The sequence below is a fragment of the Terrabacter sp. Soil810 genome, assembly GCF_001429645.1.
GTDB lineage: Bacteria > Actinomycetota > Actinomycetes > Actinomycetales > Dermatophilaceae > Terrabacter.
The window spans coordinates 32,497-58,333 of record NZ_LMSW01000011.1 but is presented as its reverse complement, the minus strand read 5'-3'; the positions used below and the strand labels follow the sequence as shown (position 1 = coordinate 58,333).

The 25,837-nt window shown below is 71.8% G+C and carries 29 protein-coding genes and 1 tRNA gene; 12 read left to right on the top strand and 18 right to left on the bottom strand.

Features of this window, described 5'->3' with window-relative positions; translation table 11 throughout:
• Window positions 1–54: 54 nt before the first annotated feature.
• The 7 genes from ASG96_RS06135 to ASG96_RS06105 form a co-directional block, all read right to left on the bottom strand.
• A complete protein-coding gene (locus ASG96_RS06135; protein ID WP_056752176.1) occupies window positions 55–1,059 on the bottom strand; it encodes an inorganic phosphate transporter in 1,005 nt (334 codons plus the stop codon).
• A 7-nt stretch (window positions 1,060–1,066) separates the two neighbouring features.
• Window positions 1,067–1,687 carry a DUF47 domain-containing protein gene (locus ASG96_RS06130; protein ID WP_056752173.1) on the bottom strand — a complete coding sequence of 207 codons (621 nt, stop codon included), beginning with the start codon at window positions 1,685–1,687 and terminating at the stop codon, window positions 1,067–1,069.
• Between the two features lie 171 nt (window positions 1,688–1,858).
• Window positions 1,859–2,128, bottom strand: coding sequence for a hypothetical protein (locus ASG96_RS06125; protein WP_157610697.1), 270 nt, complete (start codon window positions 2,126–2,128; stop codon window positions 1,859–1,861).
• A gap of 274 nt (window positions 2,129–2,402) precedes the next feature.
• Window positions 2,403–3,014 carry a hypothetical protein gene (locus tag ASG96_RS06120; protein ID WP_056752170.1) on the bottom strand — a complete coding sequence of 204 codons (612 nt, stop codon included), beginning with the start codon at window positions 3,012–3,014 and terminating at the stop codon, window positions 2,403–2,405.
• 119 nt (window positions 3,015–3,133) lie between these two features.
• Window positions 3,134–3,751 (bottom strand): LUD domain-containing protein, encoded by a 618-nt coding sequence (locus ASG96_RS06115; RefSeq protein WP_057587344.1) that lies wholly within the window; start codon window positions 3,749–3,751, stop codon window positions 3,134–3,136.
• On the bottom strand, window positions 3,748–5,238 hold the full coding sequence (locus tag ASG96_RS06110; RefSeq protein ID WP_057587342.1) for a lactate utilization protein B: 1,491 nt from the start codon (window positions 5,236–5,238) through the stop codon (window positions 3,748–3,750). The genes ASG96_RS06115 and ASG96_RS06110 overlap by 4 nt, the downstream gene beginning before the upstream one ends.
• Window positions 5,235–5,990 carry a (Fe-S)-binding protein gene (locus ASG96_RS06105; RefSeq protein WP_056752163.1) on the bottom strand — a complete coding sequence of 252 codons (756 nt, stop codon included), beginning with the start codon at window positions 5,988–5,990 and terminating at the stop codon, window positions 5,235–5,237. Before ASG96_RS06105 ends, ASG96_RS06110 begins: the two co-directional genes overlap by 4 nt.
• A gap of 121 nt (window positions 5,991–6,111) precedes the next feature.
• Between ASG96_RS06105 and ASG96_RS06100 the strand changes: the two genes are divergently transcribed.
• From ASG96_RS06100 to ASG96_RS06090, 3 genes are all read left to right on the top strand, one after another.
• The gene (locus ASG96_RS06100; RefSeq protein WP_157610695.1) at window positions 6,112–6,426 is read left to right on the top strand and encodes a pyridoxamine 5'-phosphate oxidase family protein; all 315 of its coding nucleotides are present in this window, start codon (window positions 6,112–6,114) and stop codon (window positions 6,424–6,426) included.
• A gap of 123 nt (window positions 6,427–6,549) precedes the next feature.
• Window positions 6,550–7,338, top strand: coding sequence for a sigma-70 family RNA polymerase sigma factor (locus ASG96_RS06095; protein ID WP_056752160.1), 789 nt, complete (start codon window positions 6,550–6,552; stop codon window positions 7,336–7,338).
• Between the two features lie 142 nt (window positions 7,339–7,480).
• Window positions 7,481–8,074, top strand: a complete 594-nt coding sequence (locus ASG96_RS06090; RefSeq protein ID WP_235506384.1) for a DUF664 domain-containing protein — start codon at window positions 7,481–7,483, stop codon at window positions 8,072–8,074.
• Window positions 8,075–8,134: 60 nt separating this feature from the next.
• Here the strand turns inward: ASG96_RS06090 and ASG96_RS06085 are convergent, their stop codons facing one another.
• Together ASG96_RS06085 and ASG96_RS23155 are read right to left on the bottom strand one after the other, a co-directional pair.
• A complete protein-coding gene (locus ASG96_RS06085; RefSeq protein ID WP_057587340.1) occupies window positions 8,135–8,656 on the bottom strand; it encodes a YbhB/YbcL family Raf kinase inhibitor-like protein in 522 nt (173 codons plus the stop codon).
• Window positions 8,657–8,757: 101 nt separating this feature from the next.
• Window positions 8,758–9,066 carry a hypothetical protein gene (locus tag ASG96_RS23155; protein ID WP_235509083.1) on the bottom strand — a complete coding sequence of 103 codons (309 nt, stop codon included), beginning with the start codon at window positions 9,064–9,066 and terminating at the stop codon, window positions 8,758–8,760.
• Here ASG96_RS23155 and ASG96_RS23150 point away from each other — a divergent pair.
• The 6 genes from ASG96_RS23150 to ASG96_RS06055 all read left to right on the top strand — a co-directional run bounded on the left by ASG96_RS23150 (window position 9,050) and on the right by ASG96_RS06055 (window position 13,125).
• The gene (locus tag ASG96_RS23150; protein ID WP_235509082.1) at window positions 9,050–9,736 is read left to right on the top strand and encodes a hypothetical protein; all 687 of its coding nucleotides are present in this window, start codon (window positions 9,050–9,052) and stop codon (window positions 9,734–9,736) included. The two genes, ASG96_RS23155 and ASG96_RS23150, sit on opposite strands and share 17 nt — an antisense overlap.
• Before the next feature lie 99 nt (window positions 9,737–9,835).
• Entirely contained in the window at window positions 9,836–10,486 is a 651-nt protein-coding gene (locus tag ASG96_RS06075) for a hypothetical protein (RefSeq protein WP_157610689.1), read from the top strand.
• Window positions 10,487–10,763: 277 nt separating this feature from the next.
• On the top strand, window positions 10,764–11,018 hold the full coding sequence (locus ASG96_RS06070; RefSeq protein ID WP_235509081.1) for a hypothetical protein: 255 nt from the start codon (window positions 10,764–10,766) through the stop codon (window positions 11,016–11,018).
• Window positions 11,019–11,037: 19 nt separating this feature from the next.
• Window positions 11,038–12,216 carry a PEP/pyruvate-binding domain-containing protein gene (locus ASG96_RS06065; RefSeq protein WP_235509080.1) on the top strand — a complete coding sequence of 393 codons (1,179 nt, stop codon included), beginning with the start codon at window positions 11,038–11,040 and terminating at the stop codon, window positions 12,214–12,216.
• Complete coding sequence (locus ASG96_RS06060) at window positions 12,213–12,812, top strand: hypothetical protein (RefSeq protein WP_057587332.1); 600 nt, start codon at window positions 12,213–12,215, stop codon at window positions 12,810–12,812. The genes ASG96_RS06065 and ASG96_RS06060 overlap by 4 nt, the downstream gene beginning before the upstream one ends.
• Before the next feature lie 237 nt (window positions 12,813–13,049).
• Window positions 13,050–13,125: transfer RNA gene (locus tag ASG96_RS06055), tRNA-Lys, on the top strand.
• Between the two features lie 280 nt (window positions 13,126–13,405).
• Here ASG96_RS06055 and ASG96_RS06050 read toward each other — a convergent pair.
• From ASG96_RS06050 to ASG96_RS06010, 9 genes are read right to left on the bottom strand one after another with little or no spacing between them, the layout of a single operon-like run.
• Window positions 13,406–14,149 (bottom strand): SDR family NAD(P)-dependent oxidoreductase, encoded by a 744-nt coding sequence (locus tag ASG96_RS06050; protein ID WP_057587330.1) that lies wholly within the window; start codon window positions 14,147–14,149, stop codon window positions 13,406–13,408.
• On the bottom strand, window positions 14,146–15,387 hold the full coding sequence (locus ASG96_RS06045) for an exo-alpha-sialidase (RefSeq protein ID WP_057587328.1): 1,242 nt from the start codon (window positions 15,385–15,387) through the stop codon (window positions 14,146–14,148). The genes ASG96_RS06050 and ASG96_RS06045 overlap by 4 nt, the downstream gene beginning before the upstream one ends.
• Window positions 15,384–16,166, bottom strand: a complete 783-nt coding sequence (locus ASG96_RS06040) for an HpcH/HpaI aldolase/citrate lyase family protein (protein WP_057587326.1) — start codon at window positions 16,164–16,166, stop codon at window positions 15,384–15,386. The genes ASG96_RS06045 and ASG96_RS06040 overlap by 4 nt, the downstream gene beginning before the upstream one ends.
• Before the next feature lie 8 nt (window positions 16,167–16,174).
• Entirely contained in the window at window positions 16,175–17,167 is a 993-nt protein-coding gene (locus ASG96_RS06035; RefSeq protein ID WP_057587323.1) for an aldo/keto reductase, read from the bottom strand.
• Window positions 17,164–18,012 (bottom strand): ATP-binding cassette domain-containing protein, encoded by an 849-nt coding sequence (locus ASG96_RS06030; protein ID WP_082588473.1) that lies wholly within the window; start codon window positions 18,010–18,012, stop codon window positions 17,164–17,166. The genes ASG96_RS06035 and ASG96_RS06030 overlap by 4 nt, the downstream gene beginning before the upstream one ends.
• Complete coding sequence (locus tag ASG96_RS06025; RefSeq protein ID WP_056752099.1) at window positions 18,005–18,844, bottom strand: ABC transporter ATP-binding protein; 840 nt, start codon at window positions 18,842–18,844, stop codon at window positions 18,005–18,007. The genes ASG96_RS06030 and ASG96_RS06025 overlap by 8 nt, the downstream gene beginning before the upstream one ends.
• Window positions 18,841–19,794 carry an ABC transporter permease gene (locus ASG96_RS06020; RefSeq protein ID WP_057587321.1) on the bottom strand — a complete coding sequence of 318 codons (954 nt, stop codon included), beginning with the start codon at window positions 19,792–19,794 and terminating at the stop codon, window positions 18,841–18,843. The genes ASG96_RS06025 and ASG96_RS06020 overlap by 4 nt, the downstream gene beginning before the upstream one ends.
• The gene (locus ASG96_RS06015) at window positions 19,791–20,723 is read right to left on the bottom strand and encodes an ABC transporter permease (protein WP_056752094.1); all 933 of its coding nucleotides are present in this window, start codon (window positions 20,721–20,723) and stop codon (window positions 19,791–19,793) included. The genes ASG96_RS06020 and ASG96_RS06015 overlap by 4 nt, the downstream gene beginning before the upstream one ends.
• Window positions 20,724–20,752: 29 nt before the next feature.
• A complete protein-coding gene (locus ASG96_RS06010; RefSeq protein ID WP_057587319.1) occupies window positions 20,753–22,354 on the bottom strand; it encodes an ABC transporter substrate-binding protein in 1,602 nt (533 codons plus the stop codon).
• Between the two features lie 275 nt (window positions 22,355–22,629).
• On the opposite strand from ASG96_RS06010, the gene ASG96_RS24080 reads away from it, so the two are divergent.
• Genes ASG96_RS24080 through ASG96_RS05995 form a run of 3 tightly spaced genes read left to right on the top strand, consistent with a single transcriptional unit; the run spans window position 22,630 to window position 25,836 of the window.
• Complete coding sequence (locus ASG96_RS24080; protein WP_235509079.1) at window positions 22,630–24,033, top strand: four-carbon acid sugar kinase family protein; 1,404 nt, start codon at window positions 22,630–22,632, stop codon at window positions 24,031–24,033.
• Window positions 24,030–25,037, top strand: coding sequence for a 4-hydroxythreonine-4-phosphate dehydrogenase PdxA (pdxA, locus tag ASG96_RS24075; protein ID WP_056752084.1), 1,008 nt, complete (start codon window positions 24,030–24,032; stop codon window positions 25,035–25,037). Before ASG96_RS24080 ends, pdxA begins: the two co-directional genes overlap by 4 nt.
• 10 nt (window positions 25,038–25,047) lie before the next feature.
• Window positions 25,048–25,836, top strand: coding sequence for a DeoR/GlpR family DNA-binding transcription regulator (locus ASG96_RS05995; RefSeq protein ID WP_056754425.1), 789 nt, complete (start codon window positions 25,048–25,050; stop codon window positions 25,834–25,836).
• The last annotated feature ends 1 nt before the right edge of the window (window position 25,837 follow it).

The following is a 25,837-nucleotide window of genomic DNA, read 5'->3' as shown; positions in this document are numbered from 1 at the left end:
TGCCCACTCGACCTCGACGGTCGGGTGGGCACTGGTCGTATGCCGGTGGCGCGGTCAGCGGAAGATGGCGGTCACGTACCAGGCGGCGACGGCGACGAGGCCGGCGCCGGGGAAGGTGAGCACCCACGCGCCGACGATGTTGCCGGCCACGCTCCAGCGCACCGCCGAGAGCCGCTTGGTCGCGCCGACGCCCATGATCGCCGAGGTGATCGTGTGCGTCGTCGAGATGGGGGCCCCGAGCGCGAGGCCGGCGACGTAGAGGATCGACGCCGCCGTGGTCTCGGCCGCGAAGCCCTGCGGGGGCGTGAGGTCGATGATCCGCCGACCCAGCGTGCGCATGATGCGCCACCCACCGGCATACGTGCCCGCGGAGATCACGAGGGCCGAGAGCACGAGGACCCAGATCGGGACGGTGGTGCTGTTGTGGTAGCCAGAGATGTTGAGGGCGAGCAGCACGACACCGGCGGTCTTGGCGGCGTCCTGAAGGCCGTGGCCGAAGGCCATCGCGGCAGCGGACGCGGTCTGCGCCAGGCGGAAGCCGCGCGTGACCCGGCCCGGGTTGGCGTTGCGGAAGATCCAGAAGATGGCCGTCATGAAGAGGTAGCCGACGACGAGCCCGATGAGTGGTGAGGCGATCATCGGGATGATGACCTTCTCCCAGATGACGGCCCACTTCACGGCGACGCCGGCCACGAGCGCGGCGCCAGCGAGACCGCCGATGAGGGCGTGAGACGAGGACGAGGGCAGGCCGAACCACCAGGTCAGCAGGTTCCAGCCGATGGCGCCGATGAGGGCTGCGGCGACGAGCCAGAGCCCGTCGACGCCCTCGGGCTGCTCGATGATGCCAGAGCCGATGGTCGCGGCCACCTTGGAGCCGAAGAAGGCCCCGAAGAGGTTGGCGATGGCTGCCATGGCGAGCGCGACGCGAGGTGTCAGGGCACGGGTCGAGACCGAGGTCGCGATCGCGTTGGCCGCGTCGTGGAAGCCGTTGGTGTAGTTGAAGCCCATGGCCAGCGCGATGACCGCACCGACCCCGAGGACGGGGATGGTTGTGTCCATCAGCGGGTCAGGACTCCTTGACCGCGATGCCCTCGACCACGTGGGCGACCTTCTCGAACGCGTCGGCGGCGTTCTCGAAGCCGTCGACGATGGCCTTGACCTTGATCACGTTGACCGGGTCGGGCGAGTTGTTGAAGAGAGCGGCCACCATCTTGCGGTGGAGGGAGTCGGCCTGGTTCTCGAGACGGTTGATCTCGATCCAGTAGCTCTTGAGGTCCTTCAGCGAGCGCAGCCGCGGCATGGCCTCGGCGGTCACCTCGGCCATCCGGGCGAGGATCTCGAACTGCTCGGCAAGACCCTCGGGGATCTCGCCCATGCGGTAGAGCACGATGAGGTCGGCGGTCTCCTCGATGTAGTCCATGCAGTCGTCGAGCGACGCGGCGAGGTTGTGGATGTCCTCGCGGTCGAAGGGCGTGATGAACGAGCTGTTGACCTTGTTGATGAGCTCGTGCGTCGCGTCGTCGGCGGCGTGCTCGAGGTCCTTGAGCCGGTCAGCCACCGCCTGCCGCTTCGAGGGTTCGACCTCGAGGAACCGGGTCAGCTCCCGGGTCGCCTCGACGAGGAGTTGGGCGGAGGAGGTGAAGAGGGAGAAAAAGCTCGTGTCCTGGGGTGTGAGGCGAAAACCCACGGGGGCGCTCCGGTCGATCGAGGTCTGGTCCGGGAAGATGCTACGGCGTCTGAGTCACTCCGGCGCAACCCGGCGTCAATCCGGCGTTCACGCCGGACCGACCGGGCGGCTCGGGAGCTGCGTGCAGGAAGGCGCCCACAGCACCCGGTTCGGCGTGCGGACGGGAACGGGTCACTCGGCCGGGTCGGCGAGCGACGGCCCGGAGGCCCGTGAGCCGTCGGTGCTGGGGATCTCAGGGGAGGAGGCGTCGGCGGCTGCCGCGGGCCCGGCCGCTGGGTCGCCGGGGTCCTCACCCGGTATGCCGAGCAGCTCGTCGACCTCGTCGGGCGTGAAGTGGCGCGGGCTGGAGGACGCCGCCACCACGAGGTCGCTCACGAGCTCGATCTCGTCGGCGAGTGCGACATCGAGCAGGTCTCCGGACCGCTCCTCCTCGGGCGTCATGGGTCCAATCTAGGTGCCGACCCCGGGGCCCGTGGGGGGAAGCCCCAAACGAGATGAGGGCGTGGCGCGTGCTATCGGGGTGGGCCGTGAACGACCGTGACGTGACGGCGACCGAGGTTGCGTCGGGTCGGGAGCGCCTCTCGGCACTGGGCCGCTCGTAGCGGCTGAATTTGGGACCCGGGGCTACCACGACCCGACGCGCGTCCAAGAATAAAGCCGTCCGAACGGATCACCAAAGACGCGCTGACGCAAGCCCCGACGACTACGAGCCGCCTCAGTCCAGCGCGTCGGCCCGCCACAGGCGCGCGCACACGGTGAGGTCCTCGGCCATGACGAGGACGTTGGCGGCCTGCTCGGCGGACTCGTCGCCCGACGAGATGTCGGCACGGCCGGCCGAGACGACGCGGCAGAACGCCGAGGCCCGCTCGAGGGCGACGGCGAGGTCGCCCTCGAACACACCGCGCAGCACCTCGTCGATGACCCGCCCCATCTCCTGGGGCCCCGGCGGCTCGGCCGCACCGGCGACGGCGTGGTTGGGGCCGGTGAAACGGATGCCGGCGGCATACTCCCGGCTCGCCTCCTCAGGCGCCCGCTGCACCCACTCACGCAGCACGTAAAGACGCCAGAGCGCTCCCGGGAGCGACCGGGCGGGGCGCTGTGACCACAGCTCGGCGAGCGTCGACAGGCCGATGTCGTCGACGAGCGCGACGAGCTTCTGCGTCACGGCCGGGTCGGACGCCGCACGTCCGGCGTGGACGAGCGCGAGGGCCGTCTCGTGCGCGACGTGGATCTGCTCCGTCGGGTCGTAGGCGGGACCGTGCGCCTCGAGGGCGGCCTCGCTGAAGAAGGCGGGCCGCCTCGGGGCGTGGTGGTCGCTCTCACTCATCCCCGCAGGCTAACCCCCGGCGCCCACGCCAGGCTCGTCCCGGCGGGCTCCTACACCGGCTGGAGGCGCTCGGCACGACGCTGCCCTCGTGGGCGACGACCGGCCGGCGCTGACTCGCGTCAGCTGACGGCCCCCGGGGGCGTGCCGTCCGCCGGGCCGACGAGGACGACGTGGAGGGTACGGGGTCCGTGGACACCCTCGACGCGGCTCAGCTCGATGTCGCTCGTCGCCGACGGGCCGCTGATCCACGTCGTCGGACGCGCCGGGTCGAGACGTCGCACGGCAGCCGGGACGTCGTCGACGACCTGGTCGGCGCGGACGACGCACACGTGCACGTCGGGCACGAGCGTCAGCACCCGTCGCCCCTCCCCCGGCCCGTGCGAGAGCACGATCGTCCCGGTCGTCGCGATCGCGACGGTCGCCGTCGTGACCACGGCCGTGGTCGCGTCGAGCTCCGCGGACGACAGGCCGGCGTCGGGGACCGCGCCGGGGACGGCATACGGCATCCCGTCGGGGACGACGACGGTGGCACGTTCGGGCAGGGCCGCGGCGATGGCCGCGGCGACGCCCTCGGGCGGGCACCGCACGACGGTGGCGCGGTAGTCGGCGACCCGCGCGGCGAACAGGTCGACGTCGCCCTCCCGCTCGGGCCGGTCGAGCGGTGGGACCTCGACCGGGCGACGCGCGGTGGCGACGGCACCCCGGACGGCCGCGAGGATCTCGTCGCGCGCACTCATCGGGTGCCTCCGTCCGTGCGCTTCCACCAGGCCCGGAAGGACTCCCGAGGCGGAACCGGGAGGTCGCGCGCGTCGGTCCAGGCGGCACCGGGACCGGGGAGGCGACCGACCAGGCGGCGGCCACCGGCACGACGGCCGCGACGGGTCAGGGAGGAGAGGGCGTCGAGAGCACGGCCCGCGAGGCCGGACGCCTGCTCGGCGGCCGCGAGCCGGCCGCCCGACCCGAAGGCGGCGGCCGCGGCTCGCATGGCGAGCGCCTCGGGCTTGGGGACCCCCGACCGGTGGGCGTCGACGACCTGGGCGCGCAGGTCGACGAGGACGCTCGGGATGTCGATGCGCACGGGGCAGGCCTCGAAGCACGCCCCGCACAGCGACGACGCGTACGGCAGCGAGTCGGTCTGCTCGTCGTGGCCGACGCCCTTGAGGAGCGGGTTGAGGATGGCGCCGATGGGCCCCGGGTAGACCGAGCCGTACGCGTGCCCGCCGGTTCGCTCGTAGACCGGGCACACGTTGAGGCAGGCCGAGCACCGGATGCACCTCAGGGCCTGCCGGCCGACCTCGTCGGCGAGCGCGCGGGTGCGGCCATTGTCGAGGAGGACGACGTGCACCTCCTGCGGGCCGTCGCCCGGAGTCACGCCTGACCACGTCGAGGTGTAAGGGTTCATCCGCTCACCCGTCGACGAGCGCGGCAGCAGGGTGAGGAAGACGTCGAGGTCGGTCCACGTCGGCACCGCCTTCTCGATGCCGACGACCGACACGAGGACCTCGGGGAGGGTCAGGCACATGCGGCCGTTGCCCTCGGACTCGACGACGACGAGGGTGCCGGAGTCCGCGACGGCGAAGTTGGCGCCACTGACCCCGACCTTGGCGCGGAGGAACTTCTCGCGCAGGTGGAGGCGGGCCGCCTCGGCCAGGCGCACCGGGTCGTCGGTGAGGTCGGCCGGAGCGGGGCGGCCGACGCGCGCCATCTCCCGCTCGAAGATGGCGCGGATCTCGGCGCGGTTGCGGTGGATGGCGGGCACGAGGATGTGGCTCGGGAGGTCGTCGCCGAGCTGGACGATGAGCTCGGCGAGGTCGGTCTCCCACGCCGAGATGCCCTGCGCCGCAAGGTGTTCGTTGAGCTCGACCTCCTGCGTCGCCATCGACTTGACCTTGACCACCTCGTCGACGCCGTGGGCCCGGGCGACCTGCGCCACGACCTCCGACGCCTCCTCCGCGGTGCGCGCCCAGTGCACGACGGCGCCGCGCGCGGTGAGCGACTCCTCGAGCCGGACGAGGTGCTCGTCCAGGTGGAGCAGGACGTCGTCCTTGATCGCGGCGGCACGGAGCCGGAGCGCCTCCCAGTCGTCGACCTCGGCGACGACGGCGGCTCGCTTGGCGCGGATGGTCGTCGTCGCGTGGGCGAGGTTGGCACGCAGCTGCGTGTCCGCGAGGGCGGCACGAGCGGCAGTGGGGAACGGCGGCATACCGACGAAGGTGCGGCTCATCGGGCGGCCCCGGCGCGTGTCGCGCCCTCGGTCGACGCCAGCACCTCGGCGAGGTGCATCACGCGGACCCCGGCCCGCTGGCGCGTCAGCAGGCCACCGATGTGCATGAGGCACGAGCTGTCGCCGGCGACGAGCACCTCGGCCCCGGACTCGCGCACGTGCCGAGCCTTGTCGGCGCCCATCGCGACGGAGGTGTCGGCGTTCTTCAGTGCGAAGGTGCCGCCGAAGCCGCAGCACTCCTCGGCCCGCGGGAGGTCGAGCAGCCGGAGGCCCCGGACCGCACGGAGGAGCCGCTCGGGACGGTCGCCGACGCCCAGCATCCGCAGCGAGTGGCACGTCGGGTGGTAGGTGACGGCGTGCGGGAAGGACGCCCCCACGTCCTCGACGCCGAGGACGTCGACGAGGAACTCGGACAGCTCGTGCACCCGCGGGGAGATCTCGGCGACCGCGGTCGCGAGGCCGGGGTCACCGGAGCGTCGCGCGACGATCGAGTGCTGGTGGCGCGCGGATCCGGCGCACGACCCCGACGGCGTGACGACGGCGTCGTAGCCCTCGAAGGCCCGCACGAAGCTGCGGACGACCGGCACGGCCTCGTCGAGGTAGCCGGTGTTGACCATCGGCTGACCGCAACAGGTCTGAGCGGCGGGGAACTCGACGTCGACGCCCAGCCGGCGCAGCAGCGTCACCACGGCCTTGCCGGCATCCGGGAACATCGCGTCGTTGAGGCAGGTCACCATCAACGCCACACGCATACGAACACCCTCGCACAGCGGAGCTCGCCGTCGTCGGTGGACGAGCGATCGACGAGCGGGTGGACGATGGTGGGGACGTCCGCGCCACCGCCGGTGCGGATCCCGGACGGTGGAGGTCGCCATGAGCGTCAAGGTCGAGCTGTCGGAGCTGGGCGAGGCGATGGGGCGCCACGACTACGCGTTCCTCGTGTGTCTCGGGGAGGAACGGCCGCACGTGCTCGGCGTCCGGCCGAGGCTCGACGGCGACCGGCTGGTCGTCGACCGGATCGGCGCGACCGCGACCCGGCTCGTCGGGGATCGCGGCGGCGTGACGCTCGTGTTCCCGCCCCGGGAGGCCGGCGACCGGTCGCTGATCGTCGACGGCACCGTGGCGCAGGTCGGAGACGGCGAGCTCGTGGTCACCCCCGTGGGAGCGGTGCTGCACCGCCCTGCGTGAGGGCGCGCGGGCCCGGATCGGCCGGGCTCGACTGTCCAGCCCTTGTGCAATGTTGAGACTTTGTCTAGGGTCCTCCTGTCGGTCAAGAAGGTGCCGCCACCCACATCCCTGGATGGAGCAGACATGACCGACCCCTCGCGCGGTCCCCGCAAGGACGCCCGCACCCGTGAGCTCATCACCGCCTTCCGCACCTCGGACTCCGAGACGGAGAGGGCGCAGGCACTCGAGACGGTGACCCGGCTGCACATGCCACTGGCCCGGTCGCTCGCCCACCGCTACTCCGGCAAGGGTCTCGACCGCGAAGACCTCGAGCAGGTCGCCTTTCTGGCTCTGCTCAAGGCGATTCGGCGTTTCGACCTGTCCCACGAGACGGAGTTCGGCGCCTACGCGACGCCCACCATCACCGGCGAGCTGCGCCGCCACTTCCGCGACCACGGGTGGCTCGTCCGTCCCCCGCGCGGCCTGCAGGAGCGGCGCCAGCTCGTCACCGACGCGCGCACCCGCCTCGAGCAGACTCTGGGCCACGAGCCCACGCAGGCCGACCTGGCCGCGTCGCTCGAGCTGACGCTCGAGCAGGTCAAGGAGGCGCAGGTCGCCTCGACGAACCTTCGGCCGGCGTCGCTCGACGCGGCCACGACGGAGGGCGGGCGCCCTGTCCTCGACCTCGTCGACGCCCGCGCCGAGCACCAGTCCGACCCCGGCCTCGACGACGGCATCGTCGTCCGGACGGCGCTCAAGCGACTGCCCCCACGTGAGCAGGAGATCGTCGAGCTGCGCTTCGCGCACGACATGACGCAGGCCGAGATCGCCCAGACGATGGGCCTGAGCGCCATGCAGGTCAGCCGCCTGTTGCGCCGGGTGCTCGCCGAGCTGCGCACCCACCTCGAGACCGAGGAGCTCATGAGCGCCTGACCGCGCTCCCTCAGTGCGCCCGGACCCGGGCGAGACCCGCACCGCCGACGACGGCGGCGCGGGTCTCGTCGTCCGACGACCTTCGGACGCCGCCCTCACGAGGCGGACGTCGACCGTCCGGGACCCTGCCTACGGTCGGTCCATGAGCACCGAACCGATGACGAACCAGACCCCGTGGGAGCCACCGCTCGCCGGCACCGACGTCGAGCAGCTCGTGGGCTCCCTCGAGCGGATGCGAGCGACCTTCCGCTGGAAGGCCGACGACCTCGACGGCGCCGGCCTGCGGACCCGCGTCGGAGCCTCGAGCCTCACCCTCGGCGGCCTCCTCAAGCACCTCGCCGCGAACGAGGACTACATCTTCACGCACAAGCTGCGCGGCGAGCCCATGGGCGCCCCGTGGGACGCGACCGGCTGGGACGGCAGCGACGACTGGGACTTCGAGTCGGCCGCTCAGGACTCCGCCGAGAGCCTTTACGACCTCTACGACGGAGCCGTGCAGCGATCACGCACCCGGCTCCGCGCAGCGCTCGACGCGGGCGACCTCGACCAGCCCGTTCACGCCTCGATGCCCGACGGCCGGCACGCCAACCTGCGTCGCCTCGTGTCCGACTTCGTCGAGGAGTACTCCCGTCACACCGGTCACGCCGACCTGTTGCGCGAGGCCGTCGACGGACGCGTGGGTGAGGACCCGCCCGACGGCTGGACCCCCAGGTCCGGTCACTTCACCTTCGCCTGACGTCAGCCGGGCCGCCCAGCGAGCGACCCGGCAGACGCCATCGGGGTGACGGCGACGGCGTCAGTGCTGGTACGTGCCGTGGACGACGGCGCGGCCGAGCGACTTGAAGGCGAGGTTGAACGACACGACCGCCGGAGACACCGAGTCGTCGACGCCGAGTGTCGGCTCCGACACGGCGTGGACGACGAAGAAGTAGCGGTGCGGCATGTCGCCCTTCGGGGGCGCGGCACCCACGAAACCCTTCTCACCGCCGTCGTTGCGCACGTGGAAAGCCTTGCCCGGCAAGGCTCCCGAGGCTGCGCCGGTCTCGAGCGACGTCACGTCGGCAGGCACGTCGACGAGCACCCAGTGCCAGAAGCCCGACGGCGTCGGGGCGTCGGGGTCGAAGCAGGTCACGACGTAGCTCTGCGTCCCCTCGGGCGCACCGCTCCACGACAGCTGCGGGCTGGTGTTGCCCGCGGCCGCCACCTGGTCGTCCCCGAGCGGCGCCCCGTCGGTGACGTCGGCGCTCGTCACCGTGAAGGACGGCACCGGCGGAAGCAGGTCGTAGGGGTTGGGGGCGACCGGTCGGTCCAGGCTCATGCGGTCCTCCTGCGAGTCGTTGACGTCTGCACCCTACCCACCGAGTGCGTATGCCGTCCCGGGCCGAGAGCGCGTCCCCGACCCTCGCCTTCCCCGCCATCTCACCCCGCGGGGGTGACGCCCGAGCGGGGTGTCGTGCGCGCACAATCGGCCATGAGACGCATTCCTGCCTTGGCCAGCGCGCTTGCCACCCTGGCCGTGATCTCGGTCCTCGCCGCGTGCTCCGGCAGCGGGTCAGTCAACCTGCCGACGACGCTGCCGAGCGTCGAGCGCTCATCGCAGCCGTCCGCCAGCGAACCGGCGGCGAGCGAACCGGCGGCCAGCGAGTCGGCGACGAGCGATCCGGCACTCCCGGCACTGCCGACCCGGACGGTCCCGACCGAGACCCAGACCGTGACGGAGACCGCCACGCAGACGCAGACGCAGACGAAGACCGAGACGCAGACGCAGACGGAGACGAGGACGGCCACGGTGACTCGGACCGAGACCGAGACCGCCACGGTGACCGAGACACCGTCCGAGAGCCCGACGCCGACACCGACCTCGACCGAGGTCGCAGCGGCGCCCACGTCCGACGAGGGGACGACGTGGTGGCCGTGGCTGCTGCTCCTGCTCATCCTGCTCGGCGCGCTCACCTGGTTCCTGATCCGGCGTCGCCAGGCACAGGCTGAGCTCCAGGCCTGGGACGACCGTCTGCTCGCCGCCGAGCGGGAGGCGTCCTGGGTCGAGGACTCTCTCACCACCCAGGTCCTGGAGCGGCCCAGCGCCGCAGAGGCGCTGCCGATCTGGACGGCCGCCCAGCCCCGCCTGCTCGAGATCGACGAGGCCTTCCACGCTCTGGCCACCGAGGCGCCGGACGGGGCACGCGCCGAGCGGGTCACCGACGTTCGCGGTCTCCTGCGTGGCCTGGTGGAGGCTGTCGGGGCCGACCTCGCGACGGCCCCGACTGCCGACCCCGACCAGTTCCGGGCCCGTCGAGCGGTGATCGACTCGGCCCGGCGCGACCTGCGCGCCACCCTCGGTCCCGTCGAGAGCCCGGCCGCCGCGGCGGACTCGGACCGGCCGGACGCCGGCGTCTGACGCGCTCCCGCGGCTCGGACGACATCGAGCCGCGGGACCCCCTGGGCGTGGACGTCCCACGTCCGACCCGGTCCCTCGTTACGCTGAAGGTCACGAAACGTGACAAAGCAGACAGGGGTCCTGATGCGCAAGGAGCGAGAGGCGCACGGCACCGGCAGGGTGCGGCGCGGGCACACGCACGATGCCATGGTCTCGGCGGCTCCGGAGTCCGCTGCCGAGCAGACGCCGCCCGTCCCGTCCGGCTTCCCGGTCTTCGCCGTCCGGGAGTGGGCGGCCCGCTACTACGAGCAGGAGCGGCTCGAGCGCGACGCGACGTGGTGGCGCCTCGCCTGGCCGTTCGGTGTGGCGCTCGTGCTCGCGGCCGGAGTCGCCACGGTGGCCCGGCGCTGGCCCGTCCGCGAGTCCGACCTCGCACTCGGCGCGACGGTCGTGCTGGCCGCCGCGGCGGTCGGCGTGACCGTCGGCGGCCTCCTGCGGGTGCGGGCCGTCCGCACCCGACGCGCCGCCGCCACGGCCCGGCCGGCCACCGTCGAGAGCCTCCCGGAGAGCGCCCGAGCGATCGTGCTGGACTCACCGCGCCTGCGCTTCCGCCGACCGACCGACGAGCCGGGCTTCGCCGCGGTCCGTGACGACGTGGCGGCCGCGGCGCCGGTCGGCGAGCTCGCGGCCTCGGTCCTGGTCTGGGCCCTCGTGATGCGCGGCCAGGTCGACGGCACCCTCGAGGACTGGGTGCGTGGCCGCCACCTCTGACCCGCTCCGGCCCGACGCGGCGCCGCCGAGCACGTCCTGACCGGGTCGCCGGTTCTGCCGGGCCGGGCACGATGGCGACCTGGCGGTTCCAGCAGTTGCTCAATGTCTTGTTGACAACATCCCGTTGATGCGGTGCGCTCTGGGGATGCGCGACGATGACTGGGATGGTGCCGCTGCTCTGGACGGTGCTCGCGGGGTCGTAGGAGCCGCTGGTGGCGCCGGTCTGGGTTCTCGACCGTGGCAGACCTCGGGGCAGCCTCCCTCCGACGGGGACCTGGTGCGGTTCGCCGTCTGGGCGGCCCGCCACGAGGCCGGCACCGATGTTGCCGTCGTGACCGCGGGGCTGCAGCTGCTCTCCAGCGCCCGAGCGGAGCTGGACCAGGTCGAGGCCGGCCTGCTCTTTGCGGCGCGGACGGCCGGGATGACGTGGCCACAGATCGCGGACGCGCTCGGGCTCGCCTCGGCACAGGCCGCACAGCAGCGGTTGAACCGGGTGCTAGGACGCGTCAGCGATGGCGAGTCAGGTTCATGAGGCGTCTCCGGCGGACCTGGTGATCTGGCTGGAGGCGGCCGACGGGCGATGTGGCGCCAAGGCAGCGCAGCTGGGCCGGTTGCTCCGCACGGGCTTCCACGTTCCGGCCGGGTTCGTCGTCGTCGACGCCCTCGGCGACGACAGCTGGGCAGGAGAGCTCGAAGCGGCCTTGCGCCAGCTGGGTCCGGGGCCGTTCGCCGTGCGTTCCTCCGCGATGTGCGAGGACGGACCCGAAGCGTCCTACGCCGGCCAGCTGGACACCACGTTGGGTGTCACGACGCCGAGGGAGGTCGCCGATGCGCTACGCAGCTGCGCGGCATCGGGCAACACGTTGCGGACCCTCGCCTACGCCACCCGCCGGGGTCACCCACGTCACCCGACCGCCGAGAGCAGTGATCCCCGAACCGTTCCGGCATCCGTACCGGCATCCGTCCCGGTCATCGTGCAGCTCCGCGTCCCCGCCGACGTCTCCGGAGTGCTGTTCACCCGGCACCCGGTCACCGGGGGCGACGCGGTGATCATCGAAGCCGCCCCCGGCTTGGGTGACCAGGTGGTCGAAGGCAGGGTGACGCCGCAACGGTGGGGCGTGAGCGATCACGTCGTCATCGCCCCGGCTCCCGCGCCAGGCTCAGACGGAGAGCTGGTCCTGACCGCGGGGCAGGTGCTGGACATCGCCCGAACCGGACGTCTGGTCGAGGCCGAGCTTGCAGGCCCGCAAGACATCGAGTGGGCCCTGGCCGACGGCGTGCTGTGGGTGCTTCAGGCTCGTCCCATCACCACGACCGCCCTGCTCGGCTCGCCGGCCACCACCGACGCAAGGACGTCCGGCGCTGCCGTCCGACTGTTGGTGCGGGGCACGGGCTCGAGCCCCGGCAGCGCCGCGGGCCCCGCCCGGGTCATCGACGGCCTGGACGACTTCGACCGCTTCCGCCCCGGCGACGTCCTCGTGTGCCGCGCGACCTCACCGGCCTGGACTCCACTTCTGGCTCGGGCAGCAGCGGTGGTCACCGAGGTCGGCGGCATCCTGTCGCACACGGCGATCGTGGCCCGGGAGTTCGGCATCCCAGCGGTCACGGGCGTCGACGACGCGACGACGGCACTGAGCAGCGGAGAGCGAGTGATCGTCGATGGCACTGATGGCTCCGTCTCCACCGTCGTGCACAGCCAAGGCCGACCGATCACCGAGGAGGGGCAGTGACCAGCCCCACCCCGGTCGAGGTCAGGGTGCTGCACGCAGTGCGCGTCCTCGGCTATGCCGACACCGAACGCATCGCCCACCGCGCCGACGTCAGCCCGGACGCCGCACTGCAACCCCTGGGCGAGGCTTGGCGCCGTGGATGGGTCCTGCCCTCGTCGTTCGCCGGTGACGAGGGCTGGTCGCTCACCGAGTCCGGCAAGGCCCACGACGAAGACCTCATGGCCACCGAGCTCGACGAGACCGGTGCCCGAGGTGTCGTCGAGAGTGCCTACCGAGACTTCCTACCGCTCAACGAGGTGGTGACCGGGGCCCTCACGGCGTGGCAGCTGACCGAGATGGGCATCGGCTCCCACCGCGCCACCCTGACGGACACCATCGCGACGCTCGAGACCGCCGCCACGGCCCTGGCCGAGATCGAGCGGCTCCTGACCTCACGTCTCGCACGGTTCTCGGGCTACCACCACAGCTTCCGAACAGCCCTGACCCACGCACGTGCCACGCCGGCCTGGATCGTCGGTACCGACCGTGACTCCTGCCACCGCGTGTGGTTCGAGCTTCACGAGGACCTGATCGCAACGTTGGGCCTCACCCGCTAGCACTCAGGGGACACCCATCGCTTCATGGACAGATCACAGCCCTCGTGATCGGAGGCTTCTAAGCCGTGAACCCTGCCTGCGCTCGCATGTCCCGCCCCACTTCCCCTGGCGGGGCCGCACATCAAGGCGCGTGGGACTGCGGCATACTTGCCGAGGGATGAGATTCGGCCGGTACTTACACCCCTGTTGTTCCGATCGAACTTGCGTGGGGAATTGCATCTGAACTCCCCACCCCCCGGGCCTCTAGCTCAGTCGGTAGAGCATCGGACTTTTAATCCGCCGGTCGTCGGTTCGAGCCCGACGGGGCCCACCACACGTTTACGCAGGTCAGGCACTGTCAGCCCCGTTGGCCTGGCGCGCGACCTGCAGCACTCCGGGGGGTGCTGGGGCGTCGCCTGCATCGGCATCGGTCGGCCGGGGGGCTCGCCGTCGTCCTTCAGAACGTCACCGCCTGACCGGTCCGCCGCCGCGAGACACACCCACGCACGTGCGGGCCGGTTGCACACCGCGCACCGGGTGCGGCTGACCCGGACGTGTGTCGATCGGAGCAGGCGAGCGCATGCCGTCCGCCCCCTCCCCCCGGGCGCACGCCGTCAGGGCAGGGACGCGCCGCCGCACATGACGATGGTCTGACCCGTCACCATGGCACCGGTCGGTTCGAGCAGGAAGCGGGTCAGCGCCGCGACCTCCGACGGCTCGACGAGCCGGCCGAGGGGCGGCACGACCGGTGGCACCGACGCACGGTTGGGGTCGTCGAGCATCGCCGTGCGGGTGGGTCCCGGAGCGACGACGTTGACGGTGATCCCGCGCGGTGCGAGCTCCGCGGCCCACGAACGGGCCATCGCGGCGAGCGCGGCCTTGGTGGCGGCGTACTGGCTCTTGCCGGGCACCCCCGTCATGGTGCGACTGCCGACGAGGACGACGCGACCGCCGGCGACGAGCGACCCGACGAGGCCGCCCACGACGAGCTCCGCGCCGCGCACGTGCACGGCCCACATCCGCTCGCCCTGCTCGGGGCGCAGCTCGCCGACGCCGGCCGAGTACTGCAGGCCGGCGGCGTGGACGATGGCGTCCACGCCGCCGGCCGCGGTCCCACGCACCACACGCACGGCCTCGTCGGCCGAGATCCCGTCGGCCAGGTCGCACGGCACCCACGTGGCGGCGTCCGACAGCGCGCCGCGGGAGCGGCTGAGCCCGAGGACGTGCCACCCGTCACCGACGAGGTCGTGGGCGATGGCGAGACCGATGCCCGAGCTGGCCCCCGTGACGACCGCGCTGCGTGTCGCGCGCTCGGCAGGTGGGGTGGGGGCCGGCCCGGGCCGCGCCGCCGCACTCACCGGGATGGGCTCCGGCGGAGGCGGTCGACGACGTCGGCGGGAAGGTGCACGTGCTTGATGGCGCGTCGGTGGTAGGTGTAGGCGACGTGCAGGTCGCCGTCCGGGCCGGGCAGCACCGAGGGGTAGGACAGCTCGCGGTTGAGACCGTCGCGCGAGTTGTTGGACATGCAGTAGCCGTCGCCGGTCTCGAGGTCGACCTGGACCGGCCACGACCGGCCCTCGTCAGGGCTGAGGCCGAGGGTCATCGGCGCCCGTGGCGCTCCCCAGAACGCCGTGCGGCGACCCGCGGCCTCCGCCTCCTCCGGCGACGGCTCGGCGACGACGGGACCGTCCAGGCCGTCCACGACACCCTCGTCGTCGATCTCGTCGTAGAGCGAGACCCTGCGTTCCGTGGCGTCCAGCGCCGAGCTGCGGTTGAAGACGAGCGCGACCTCTCCCCCACCGGTCGCCACGGCCTGGATCGAGGAGTTGTTGTTGGGCAGCGCGGTCGGGGTGGGGTCGGCCCACGTCAGGCCGTCGTCGGTCGAGGTCGTCTCCCAGACGTGGTCGGCCCACCGGCTGCGGAAACACGCCCAGAGCGAGGAGTCCTCGCGGACGATGACGTTCATGTGCACGCAGCCGAGCGATCCCGGCACCTGCGCCTCGGTCCACGTGTCGCCGCCGTCGTCGCTCCACCACACGCTCGACGTGTCCTCGTTGCCGACCCACTTCTCGCCGGGCACCGTCACGCAGTTGAAGACGGGCAGCAGGATGCGGCCGCTCGCGGTCACCACGGGCGGCTGGCGCACGAAGACGCCGCCGGCGTCCGTGGCGGGCAGCAGCACCGTCGGCGCCGCCCACGTCTGCCCGCCGTCGCGGGACACCCGGCGCCGCACCTCGGACGTGTCCTGGTTGCCGGCGAGCTGGGCCGTGTAGAGCAGCCAGACGGCACCGTCGGGCGCCGTGAAGAGGACCGGGTTCTGCTCCGACCTGGTCGGGTCGTCGCTGAGCGGCACGGGGTCGAGCCACGTGTCCGCGCCGGACGGCATACGCGAGAGGTAGGCGGTGATGTCGCTGACACCCTCCTGGGTGCCACCGAACCACACGCACGCGAGGTCGCCGTTCGGCAGCCACGCGAGGTTGGCCGCGTGGCACTGCACCGTCGGGGTGGGGAGGTATGCCGTGTGGCCGCCTCCGTCGCGCGGGCGCAGGGCGCCGCCGGTCGGGAGCCCCACGGCGGATGCCCCGGCGACGCTCACGACTCGCCCCGCGCCGCCTTGAGGTGGGCCGTCGCGGCCTGCTCGAGGTGGATGAGGTCGGACGAGACGGTCGCGAGCGTGAAGCCCTGGGCGAGGCGCTTGGCCGCGACCTCCCCACTGGGAGTGTGGAACCCGGCCGCGATGCCGGCCGCCTCGGCAGCGGCCAGGATCCGCTCGACGGCGGACTCGAAGGCCTCGTCGACGGCGGTGTCGGACGACGTCGCGCCGCCGACGGCGATGCGCAGGTCGGACGGACCGATGTAGAGCCCGTCGATGCCGGGCGTCGCCGCGATGGCCTCGACGTTCTCGAGCCCCTGGGGCGTCTCGATCATCGCGAGGACGACCGTCGCGTCGTTGGAGTCGGCCGGGTTGGGGCCGATGCGCAGCTGCGACCTCATGGGCCCGTAGGAGCGGATGCCGAGCGGCGGGTACTTCGCGAACGACACCGCGGCGGCCGCGTCCTCGGCGGTGTTGACGAGCGGCACGATGATGCCGGCCGCACCCGAGTCGAGGGCCTGCCCGATGAGGAACGGGTCGTTGGCGCCGACCCGGACCATGCCGACCGACTCGCCACCGGCGTCGACGGCCGTCATGCCCGCAAGGATGCCCTTGTAGTCGAGCAGGCCGTGCTGGGCGTCGAAGCAGACGTAGTCGTAGCCGAGCCGGGCGAGCCGTTCCGTCGACACGGGAGAGTCGATGATGACCCAGTAGCCGAGGATCGTATCGCGGGCCCGGAGCCGCCGCGCGTAGTCGAGCACGCGCTCGCGGCTACGCTCCATCGCCGTGCTCATCGGTTGTACCCCGGCATCGACCCGGCGATCGCCAGGCCTGCCTCGTCGCACGCGGCGACGACGTCGTCGGGGAGCGGACCGGCTTGTGCAGCAGTGATGTTGGCCTCCAGCTGGTGTGGTTTGGATCCCCCGAGCAGCACCGACGAGACGACCGGCTTGCTCAGCAGCCAACGCAGCGACAGCGCGGGGAGGGTGACTCCGGCCTCGGACGCGATGGCGCCCAGGGCCTCGATGACCGCGAACGTCTCGGCGTTCCAGTAGCGGTCCCTGTACATGGTGGCGAGCGCCGACGAGCCGAAGCGTCCCTCGCCGGGCGTCTCCGTGAAGGAGTGGCGTCCGGTGAGCAGGCCGCCGCCGAGCGGGTTGTAGACGATGGTCGCGAGGCCCTTCGTCGTGGCGAACTCGGAGTACTCCGCCTCGATGCGGCGTGCGACGAGGTTGTAGAGCTGCTGCGCGAGGATCGGCCTCGGCGTACCGAGCGCGTCGCACGCCGCGAAGACATCGCCGATCTGCCATGCCGAGAAGTTCGAGACGCCGATGGCGCGGACCGTGCCCTCCTTGACGAACTCGCCCAGGGCGGAGACGGTCTCGTCGATCGGGACGGACCGGTCGGGCTGGTGCAGGTAGTAGACGTCGACGTGGTCGGTGCGCAGCCGGCGGAGGCTCGCCTCGAGCGACGAGCGGAGTCCCGCGGCCGAGAGCAGCGGGGCGCCCCCGGCGTCACCCGGGTGGATGCCGGCCTTGGTCGCGATCGTCGCGGCGTCGCGCCGGCCGACGAGGATCTCGGCCAGCATCTCCTCGCTGCGCCCGGCGGCATACCCGTTGGCGGTGTCGATCGAGGTGATGCCCGCGTCGAGCGCGGTGTCGACCATGCTGCGGGCCGTGTCGAGGTCGACGGTGTCGCCGAAGGTCATGGTCCCGAGGACGAGCCGCGAGAGCGGTCGGTCGAGGCCGGGCAGGTCGAGCGTGGGCAGGGCGGCAGTGGTCATGAGGCCTTCTCGGTCTCGGCCGTGCGGGACGCGGCGATGTGGCGGATGAGGTGTCGCGGCTTGATGCCGGTCATGAGACCGGGCTCGAGCGCCGAGCGGCGCAGGCGCTGGGTGTACTCCGCCTGCGGGCGCGAGAGGAGGTCGTCGGTGCGGCCGCTCTCGACGATCCGGCCCGCGCGCATGACGACCGTGTCCTGCGCGATGGCGCGGACCACGCCGAGGTTGTGCGAGATGAAGAGGTAGGTCAGCCCGGTCTCGGCCTGGATGTCGGCGAGCAGCTCGAGCACCTGCGCCTGGACGGACACGTCGAGCGCACTGGTCGCCTCGTCGCAGACGAGCAGCTCCGGGTCGGAGGCGAGCGCCCGGGCGATGCCGATGCGCTGACGCTGTCCGCCGGAGAACTCCGGCGGCTTGCGGTCGAGGGCGGTGCGCGGCAGCCCGACCCGGTCGATGAGCTCGGCGGCCCGGTCGCGCTGGACCTTGCGCGACTTCTCCCCGCGGACCCGGACCGGCTCGGCGACGATCTCCTGGGCGGTCAGGTGCGGGTCGAGCGAGCCGTACGGGTCCTGGAAGACCATCTGCACCCGGTGGCGCATCGGGCGCAGCTGCTTCTCGGTGAGCTGGACGAGGTCGGTGCCGTCGAGGTCGATGACACCGGACGTCGGCGTCAGCAGGCGAACGAGCGCCTTGGCGATCGTCGACTTGCCGCAGCCCGACTCCCCCACGATCGCCAGGGTGCCGCCGCGCGGCACGCTGAAGGACACGTCGTCGACGGCCCGGAAGGCGTCCTTGCCGCTGCCGTACTCGACGACGAGGTTGCTGACGGTGAGCAGGTCCTCAGCCATGGCTGGCCTCCTTGACGAGCGGCGGCGTGACGCCTGGGTCCTCCCAGGGGCCCAGCTCGGGGATCGCACCGAGCAGCTTCTGGGTGTAGGGGTGCTGGGGGTGGTCGACGACGTCGGTCACCGGGCCGCCCTCGACGAAGGCGCCCGACTTCATGACGTGGACGCGGTCGCTCATGAGGCGCGCCACGCCGAGGTCGTGCGTGATGAGCAGCAGCGCGATCCCGGTCTGCTCCTGCAGCTCGAGGAGCAGGTCGAGGATGCCGGCCTGCACCGTGACGTCGAGTGCGCTCGTCGGCTCGTCGGCGACGATGAGGTCGGCGTCGGTCGAGACCGCCATCGCGATGAGCACGCGCTGGAGCATCCCGCCCGAGAGCTGGTGCGGGTAGGCGTCGAACTGCTTCGCGGGGTTGCGGATGTGCACCTGCTCCATGAGCGACAGGGCCCGCGCCTTCGCCTCGGCCTTGCCGAGGTCGGGGTACTTGATGCGCACGGCCTCGGTCATCTGCCGGCCGATGGTGCGGATGGGGTTGAGGGCCGTCATCGGGTCCTGCGGGATGAGCGCGACGGCTCGTCCGCGGAGCTTGTCGATGACCTTGCGGCTCCCGGTGACGTCCTGGCCGCCGATGCGGGCCTCGCCGGAGATGACCGCGAGGTCGTCGGGCAGCAGGCGCAGGATGGCCATCGCCGTCGTCGACTTGCCCGAGCCGGACTCGCCGATGATCGTCACCGTCTCGCCCTCGTCGATGTGGAAGCTGACGCCGTCGACGGCGCGCACGACGCTGGTGCCGGTGAGCAGCTCGACCTGCAGGTCCGTGACCTCGAGGACTCTCATGTCTGGTCTCCCTTCGCGCGTCGCACCCGGTCGCGTAGGCCGTCTCCGATGAGGTTGACGCCGACGACGAGCAGCGCGATGGCCAGGCCCGGCACGGTGACGAGCCAGGGCTTGCCCGTGACGAAGAGCTCGCGCCCGTCGGAGATGATGCCGCCCCACGTCGGGTAGGGCCGCTGGACGCCGGCTCCGAGGAACGACAGCGCGCTCTCGAGCAGCACGGCCTGGGCCAGCAGCAGGAGCACGACGACGAGCACCTGCTGGAGGATGTTGGGGACGACGTGCCGGCTGAGGATCGAGAACTTCGGCAGTCCGAGCACGCGCGCCGCCGCGACGTACGGCTTCTCCCGCTCGACGAGCACGAGCGCGCGGGTGATGCGCGCCGGCTCGGGCCACTGGGCGAAGGCGATGACGAGCGTGATGACGGGGATCGACGGGCCGAAGAGCGCGACGACGAGCAGCAGCATGAGCAGCAGCGGCAGCGCCATCTGCGCCTCGAGCAGCCGGGAGATGATCGTGTCGACCCAGCCGCCGAAGTAGCCGGCCGCGGCGCCGGCGACGATGCCGAAGAGCCCCGACACGAAGATCGCGAGGAAGCCGATGACGAGGGACGTCTGGCCCCCATGGAGGATGCGCGAGAGCAGGTCGCGACCGTTGGGGTCGGTACCGAGCAGGTGACCGGCGCTGAACGGTGGCAGCGACGACTCGGACAGGGCGCCGACGATCGGGTCGGGCAGCGGGAGGACTCCCGCCAGCACGACCGGGATGACGACGACACCGGCGCAGATCGCACCGACCCAGATCTTGACGGTGCTGTAGCGGGCCCGTCGCGCGGCGGCCGAGCGGCGCAGCAGCACCTTCGTCACGGCCGACTCGCGACCGAGGATGGAGCCGGGCACCTCGGCGAGGTTCGGCACCTGCGGGTGGCCGGGCAGGTTCGTCGAGGTGGTCATGAGCTGGCCTCTCCGAGTCGGACCCGCGGGTCCATGAGCGGGTAGAGCAGGTCGACGAGCAGCTGGACGACGAGCGCCAGCACCACGGTGACGAGGACGGTCGCCTGGATGAGCGGGAAGTCGCGCTGCTTGAGCGCGTTGACGACGAGCTCACCGACGCCGGGCCAGTTGAAGACGACCTCGACGATGACGACGCCGTTGAGCATGGCCGCGAAGCGGGTGCCCAGCGCGGTGACGACGGGCAGCGCAGCGTTGGAGAAGGCGTAGCGCCAGGTCAGCGCACGCTCCGACACCCCGCGCGACCGTGCGACCGTCAGGTAGGGCGACGCGAGGTTGACGACCATCTCGCGGCGCACGAGTCGCGAGATGAGCGCGATCTGCAGGATCGCGATCGTCACGGTGGGCAAGATGATCGAGGCCGCAGAGTCGAAGCCCGAGGGCGCGAACCAGTGAAGGTTGACCGCGAAGAGGATGAGCAGCACGAAGCCGATCCAGAAGTCGGGCATCGACTGACCGGCGATGGTGCCGATGTTGGCTCCCAGCTCCGGAGCCGTGTTGCTGCGGCGCGCCATCCACACGCCCAGCGGGATCGCGACGGCCGAGGTGACGATGATCGCCGCGACCGCGAGGGTGATCGTGTAGGGCAGGCGTTCCAGGACGACGTCGAGCGCGGGGCGCTTGAAGAAGAACGACGTGCCGACGTCGCCCTGGAACAGGTGCTGCAGGAACGTCCAGAACTGCACGGGGACCGGCTGGTCGAGCCCGAACTGCTGGCGGATCGCCTCGAGCTGCTCCGAGCTCGGGTTCGGCGGCGCGTAGTTGGCGGCGGGGTCCCCCGGGGCCATGCGGAGCAGGACGAACACGGTCGCCACGGCCAGGAAGGCCGTCAGGATCGTCTGGCCGACCCGTTTGAGGACGTACTTGAGCATGGGATCACCTTGGTCTGGTCGCCTGTGAGTCAGGCGGAGACGGTCACGGCGGCGAGGTCGTAGGAGTTCGTCGCCCGGAGGTTGAGGTTCTGGACCCGCTTGCGCTTGGCGAGGACGTTGTTCGGCGTCCAGGCCCACACGGCCGGCCACTCCGCCCAGATCTTGTCCTGTGCCTGCTTGAGCAGGTCGTTGCGCTTGGCCTCGTCGGACTCGGCAGCGGCCTGGTCGAGCAGCGCGGTGATCTCGGGGACGACGAAGCCGTGGTAGGTGTCGCGCGTCTTCTCCTTCTCCGCCGTGCCGCCGTACTGGCCCTGGAGGTTCGTCAGCGCGAGCCCCGTCTGGTTGCCGTAGCCGTTGGCCAGGATGTCCCAGTCGCCGGCCTCGCCGCGACGCCAGGCGTTGATCTCGCCGCCCTTGGGGATCATCTTCAGCTCGGCCGTGACACCGACGGCGGCGAGCATCTGCGAGACGGCCTCGAGGACGCGCGACGCACCGGCGAACTCGGAGTCCTCCCAGATGATCCTCACCTTGAGGCCGGAGCCGCCGTTGTCGGCGAGCATCTGCTTGGCCTTGGCCACGTCGTAGGTGTACTCACCCGTCTTGGCGAACCCGGCGAGGGTCGTGGGCACGACACCTTCGGCCGAGGTGACCTGGCCGTTCATGAGCGCCTTGATGAGCGACTCGTGGTCGATCGCGTAGGTGAGCGCCTCGCGCACCTTCGGGTTGGCGAGCGGGCTGCCCGCCGGCTTGCGGAAGTTGTAGAAGAGGTGGATGAGGCGCGTGCCGGGCGTCTCGATGACGTCGATGTCCGCGTTGGTCTTGAGGGACGTCGCGGACTCGGGCGTGATCGTGTCGATGACGTCGGTCTGGCCCGAGGTGATCGCGATGACGCGCGCGCCCTCCTCCTCCTGGTAGCCGACGTTGACCGTGTCGAGCTTGGCCGGCGTGCCCCAGTAGTTGTCGTTGCGCACGAGTCGGTAGGTGCCGGTGCCGGAGTCGGAGCTCGCGACGGTGAAGGGGCCGGTGCCGAGCCCGGAGTCGAGCTCCTCGGCCTTGTTGTCCTTGGCCGGGGTGATCAGGATGTTGGACATCAGCGAGTTGAGCGAGACGACGGGACTCTTCGTCGTCAGGGTGAAGGTCCGGTCGTCGATCTTGGCGAAGGTGGGCTGCTCGGGGAACTGCGAGGCGACATAGCCGGCCTTGACCTCGAAGTAGAGCCGGAGCGCCGTCTCGACGTCCTCGACCGTGACCTTCGACTTGTCGGAGTAGTGGATGTCGTCGCGCAGCTTGACGGTCCACTCGGTGGGCTTGGTCTGCTCGAACGACTCGGCGAGCATGAGCTCGGGGGTGAGCTTGTCGCCGATCTTCGTCAGGGCCTCGCGCACGGCGCGCTGGACGGTGACGGCCGCGTCGTACTGGTTCAGCTTGTTGTCGAGGCTGACCAGGTTGCGGTTGAGCACGATGCTCAGTGTGCCCCCCGCAGCGCCTGCCCCGGCAGTGCTCGCGGTGGTGGCGGACTTGGGCCCGGCGCAGGCCGCGAGCGCGGGAGCGAAGAGTGCTCCGGCGCCGGCCAGCGAGGCGAACTTGAGAATCGAGCGACGCGAGACCTCGCGCGTCGACTGGTCAGACATGGGAAGCAGTGCAGGCTGCTGGGGCATCGGGACTCCTCGTTGAGCGGTGGCCTCCCCGTCGGCGGCGCACGGTGCGCCCCTCGGGTTGGACCACCTTCGCACCGTTGCGCGATTCGCGCAATACCTGTAGCGTTTTTTGTGAAGAGACGGTTGGTCGTATGCCGTCCGGAGCACTCCCGGAGCACGCCGACCAACCCTTCGCCCCCACCGGCAAGGACGCCAATCTCCTTGCTGCACAGCCCAAGACACGCCCTGAGCGCCGTGAGGAGGAGACCATGACTGCACCGTCCCTGGGCATCGTCGCTGACGACCTGAGCGGCGCCGCCGAGTGCGCATCGCACGCACTTATGCGTGTTTCGCGCAGCATTGTGGTCCTGGCGGGCTGGGACGCGGATGCCACCATCGTGCATCCTGACGCACCCTGCACGGGCGCCGGCGGCACCGAGGACGAGCCCCTCGCGGTGGTCACCGTCGACACCGACTCGCGTCGACTCACCGAGCAGGAGGCCCAGGGCGCGGTCCGTGCAGCCGCCGGTCTCGTCGCCGGCGCAGTCGTCGTCGTCAAGAAGGTCGACTCGCTGCTGCGAGGACACGTCGCCGCCGAGGTGTCCGCACTGGCCGAGGAGCTGCAGCGCACGCCGGTCGTCGCCGTCGCCAACCCGGCTCTCGAGCGGGTCGTGGTCGACGGCGTGCTCCACGTCGGTGGCACGCCCCTGCACCGCACCGACCTGTGGGCCGTCGAGGCGACCGCGGCGCCCGACCGGGTGGCCACAGCCCTGCACCCGCTCGCGACGGTCCTCGTGCCCCACTCGGTGGTCAGCCGTGGCGTCGCGGCCGTGGCCGAGGCTCTGGCGGCCGCCGCCGACGCCGGACTGGTCGCCGTCTGCGACGCCGTGACCGACGCCGACCTCGACGTCGTCCACGCGGCCGCCGTGGCCGCGAGCGCCGCCCGTGGGCGTGGCACCCTCCTCGTCGGCTCGGGAGCGCTGGCCGACGCCGCCGTGCGTGCCCTACCGCCAGAGCAGCGCCGCGGCCCCCGAATGGCGGCCCCGGAGACCGACAACGCACCATTTGAGGGCCGCGGCGCCGAAACGGCGGGTGCGATGCGGTCCGCACCGTCCGTCGGGTCCGTCCGGTCCGTGCTCTTCGTGCTGGGCACGCGCGCCCCCGGCGTCTCGGCGCAGCTCGAGCAGCTCTGTGCCGCGCGGACCACGCAGATGGTCCTCGTCCAGCCGGGCCGGCTGCTCGCCGACCCCGGGGTCGTACGCGCCGAGCTGGACGCCCGAGGCGGCGGCAGTGTCGTCGTGGTGGCGCTCGACCCGGCCGCCCCCGCCGACCCGACCCGGTCGCGTGCCCTGACCGAGGCCCTCGCCACCGCGGTTGCGCCGCTGCTCGACGAGTACGACGGCGTGTTCCTCTCCGGCGGCGAGACGGCCCGTGCCGTCCTCGACCGGCTCGACGTGCACTCCCTCGAGGTCGTCGAGGAGGTCGAGACCGGCACCGTCGTGAGCCGCCTTCCCGGTGGGGGCCTCGTCGTCACCCGCCCGGGCAGCTTCGGCGACCCGACCTCGCTCGCCCGCGTCGCCACGCACGTGCTCGGCGCCGCACCCCCCGACACCACGCCAACTCACACCGCAACCCGCGCCACCCCCGGCGCGACCACCGAGGAGAACTCATGAGCGCCGCCCTTCCCCGCATCGCCGTGACCATGGGCGACGGCGCCGGCATCGGCCCCGAGATCATCGTCAAGGCCCTGGCCGACCCGCACGTCGCCACCATGGCGCGCGTCGTCGTCGTGGGTGACGCGATGCGCCTCAAGCAGGCCGCCGACATCGCGGGCGTCCCCGTCGACATCGTCACGATCGACGACGTCGAGGAGGCGAGCGAGATCCCCGGCCGCATCAACGTCATCGACCTCGCCCTGCTGCCCGAGGACCTGCCGTTCGGCCGGCTGTCCGCCGTCGCCGGCGATGCGGCCTACCACTACATCCGGGTCGCCTCCGAGCTCGCGATGGCGGGCAAGGTCCAGGCGATCTGCACGGCCCCGCTCAACAAGGAGGCGCTGCACGCCGGCGGCCACGTCTTCCCCGGGCACACCGAGCTGCTCGCCCACCTCACCGGCACTCCCGAGGTCTCGATGATGCTGTCGACCGAGCGGGTGAAGGTCATCCACGTGACGACCCACATCGGCCTCATCGACGCCGTCAACCGCATCGAGCCGGGGCTCGTCGAGCGCGTCATCCGCCGCGGCCACAAGGCCCTCGTCGACGCCGGCACCCCGAACCCGAAGATCGGCGTGTGCGGCATCAACCCGCACGCCGGCGAGAACGGCCTCTTCGGCTACGGCGAGGAGGCGTCGAAGATCAACCCCGCGGTCGAGGTCTGCCGGGCCGACGGCATCGACGTCCACGGCGCCCTGCCGGCCGACACCCTCTTCTTCCTCGCCGGCCGCGGCGACTACGACCTCGTCGTCGCGATGTACCACGACCAGGGCCACGGTCCGGTCAAGGTGCTCGGCCTCGAGGCCGGTGTCAACGTCACGATCGGCCTCCCCGTCATCCGGACGTCCGTCGACCACGGCACGGCTTTCGACATCGCCGGGACTGGCATCGCCGACCACCGCTCGATGATCGAGGCGCTGCGTCTGGGCGCGGAGATGGCGCCGCGGCCCGTGGACGCCTAGGGTGCCCAGCGTGGCGAAGCACACCGCACAGACGCGTCGGGGCGAGATCGTCCGCCTCGCCACCACCAGTGGGCTCGCGAGCGTGGAGGAGCTCTCCGACCAGCTCGGCGTGACCGCGTCGACGATCCGCCGCGACCTCGCCAAGCTGACGGCGCAGGGCAAGCTGGCCCGCACCTACGGCGGCGTCATGAGCCTCGCCCACCACCCCGAGGCCTCGCTGCGCCAGCGGCTGGGTGAGGCGCACGCCGCCAAGCGCGACATCGCGCGCTGGGCCGCCGACCAGATCGAGCCCGGTGAGACCGTGCTGCTCGATGCCGGCTCGACGATGGGCGCGCTCGCCGACGCCATCACCAAGACCCCCGAGCTGACCGAGCTGACCGTCGTCACGGCCGGCATCAGCGCCATGGGCACCCTCGCCGACAGCGTCGGCATCGACGTCATCGCCCTCGGCGGCCGGCTGCGGCCGCTCAGCCAGGCCTTCGTCGGGCCGCTCGCCGAGGCCGCCGTGCAGCGGCTCTCCTTCGACCGCGCGTTCATGGGTGCCGACAGCGTGCACGCCGAGCGCGGCATCTGCGAGGCCGACCTCGAGCAGACCCGGCTCAAGGAGCTCATGATGAGCCGGGCCGAGCACACCTACGTCCTCGCCCACGCCGACAAGCTCGGCCAGTCACCCTTCCACGCGTGGGCCGTGATGCCGCGCACGTGGACCCTCGTCACCGACGAGTCTGCCGATCCCCTTGCGCTGCAGGCCTTCCGCGACAACGGCATCGAGGTCGTCATCGCACCGCGCCGCGACTGAG

Bases quoted from the DNA above. Each gene is read 5' to 3' on its own strand.
- ASG96_RS06135 (WP_056752176.1), bottom strand. From the start codon at position 1,059: ATGGACACAACCATCCCCGTCCTCGGGGTCGGTGCGGTCATCGCGCTG.
- ASG96_RS06125 (WP_157610697.1), bottom strand. From the start codon at position 2,128: ATGACGCCCGAGGAGGAGCGGTCCGGAGACCTGCTCGATGTCGCACTC.
- ASG96_RS06120 (WP_056752170.1), bottom strand. From the start codon at position 3,014: ATGAGTGAGAGCGACCACCACGCCCCGAGGCGGCCCGCCTTCTTCAGC.
- ASG96_RS06115 (WP_057587344.1), bottom strand. From the start codon at position 3,751: ATGAGTGCGCGCGACGAGATCCTCGCGGCCGTCCGGGGTGCCGTCGCC.
- ASG96_RS06110 (WP_057587342.1), bottom strand. From the start codon at position 5,238: ATGAGCCGCACCTTCGTCGGTATGCCGCCGTTCCCCACTGCCGCTCGT.
- ASG96_RS06105 (WP_056752163.1), bottom strand. From the start codon at position 5,990: ATGCGTGTGGCGTTGATGGTGACCTGCCTCAACGACGCGATGTTCCCG.
- ASG96_RS06100 (WP_157610695.1), top strand. From the start codon at position 6,112: ATGAGCGTCAAGGTCGAGCTGTCGGAGCTGGGCGAGGCGATGGGGCGC.
- ASG96_RS06095 (WP_056752160.1), top strand. From the start codon at position 6,550: ATGACCGACCCCTCGCGCGGTCCCCGCAAGGACGCCCGCACCCGTGAG.
- ASG96_RS06090 (WP_235506384.1), top strand. From the start codon at position 7,481: ATGAGCACCGAACCGATGACGAACCAGACCCCGTGGGAGCCACCGCTC.
- ASG96_RS06085 (WP_057587340.1), bottom strand. From the start codon at position 8,656: ATGAGCCTGGACCGACCGGTCGCCCCCAACCCCTACGACCTGCTTCCG.
- ASG96_RS06040 (WP_057587326.1), bottom strand. From the start codon at position 16,166: ATGGAGCGTAGCCGCGAGCGCGTGCTCGACTACGCGCGGCGGCTCCGG.
- ASG96_RS06035 (WP_057587323.1), bottom strand. From the start codon at position 17,167: ATGACCACTGCCGCCCTGCCCACGCTCGACCTGCCCGGCCTCGACCGA.
- ASG96_RS06030 (WP_082588473.1), bottom strand. From the start codon at position 18,012: ATGGCTGAGGACCTGCTCACCGTCAGCAACCTCGTCGTCGAGTACGGC.
- ASG96_RS06025 (WP_056752099.1), bottom strand. From the start codon at position 18,844: ATGAGAGTCCTCGAGGTCACGGACCTGCAGGTCGAGCTGCTCACCGGC.
- ASG96_RS06020 (WP_057587321.1), bottom strand. From the start codon at position 19,794: ATGACCACCTCGACGAACCTGCCCGGCCACCCGCAGGTGCCGAACCTC.
- ASG96_RS06015 (WP_056752094.1), bottom strand. From the start codon at position 20,723: ATGCTCAAGTACGTCCTCAAACGGGTCGGCCAGACGATCCTGACGGCC.
- ASG96_RS06010 (WP_057587319.1), bottom strand. From the start codon at position 22,354: ATGTCTGACCAGTCGACGCGCGAGGTCTCGCGTCGCTCGATTCTCAAG.
- ASG96_RS24080 (WP_235509079.1), top strand. From the start codon at position 22,630: ATGACTGCACCGTCCCTGGGCATCGTCGCTGACGACCTGAGCGGCGCC.
- pdxA (WP_056752084.1), top strand. From the start codon at position 24,030: ATGAGCGCCGCCCTTCCCCGCATCGCCGTGACCATGGGCGACGGCGCC.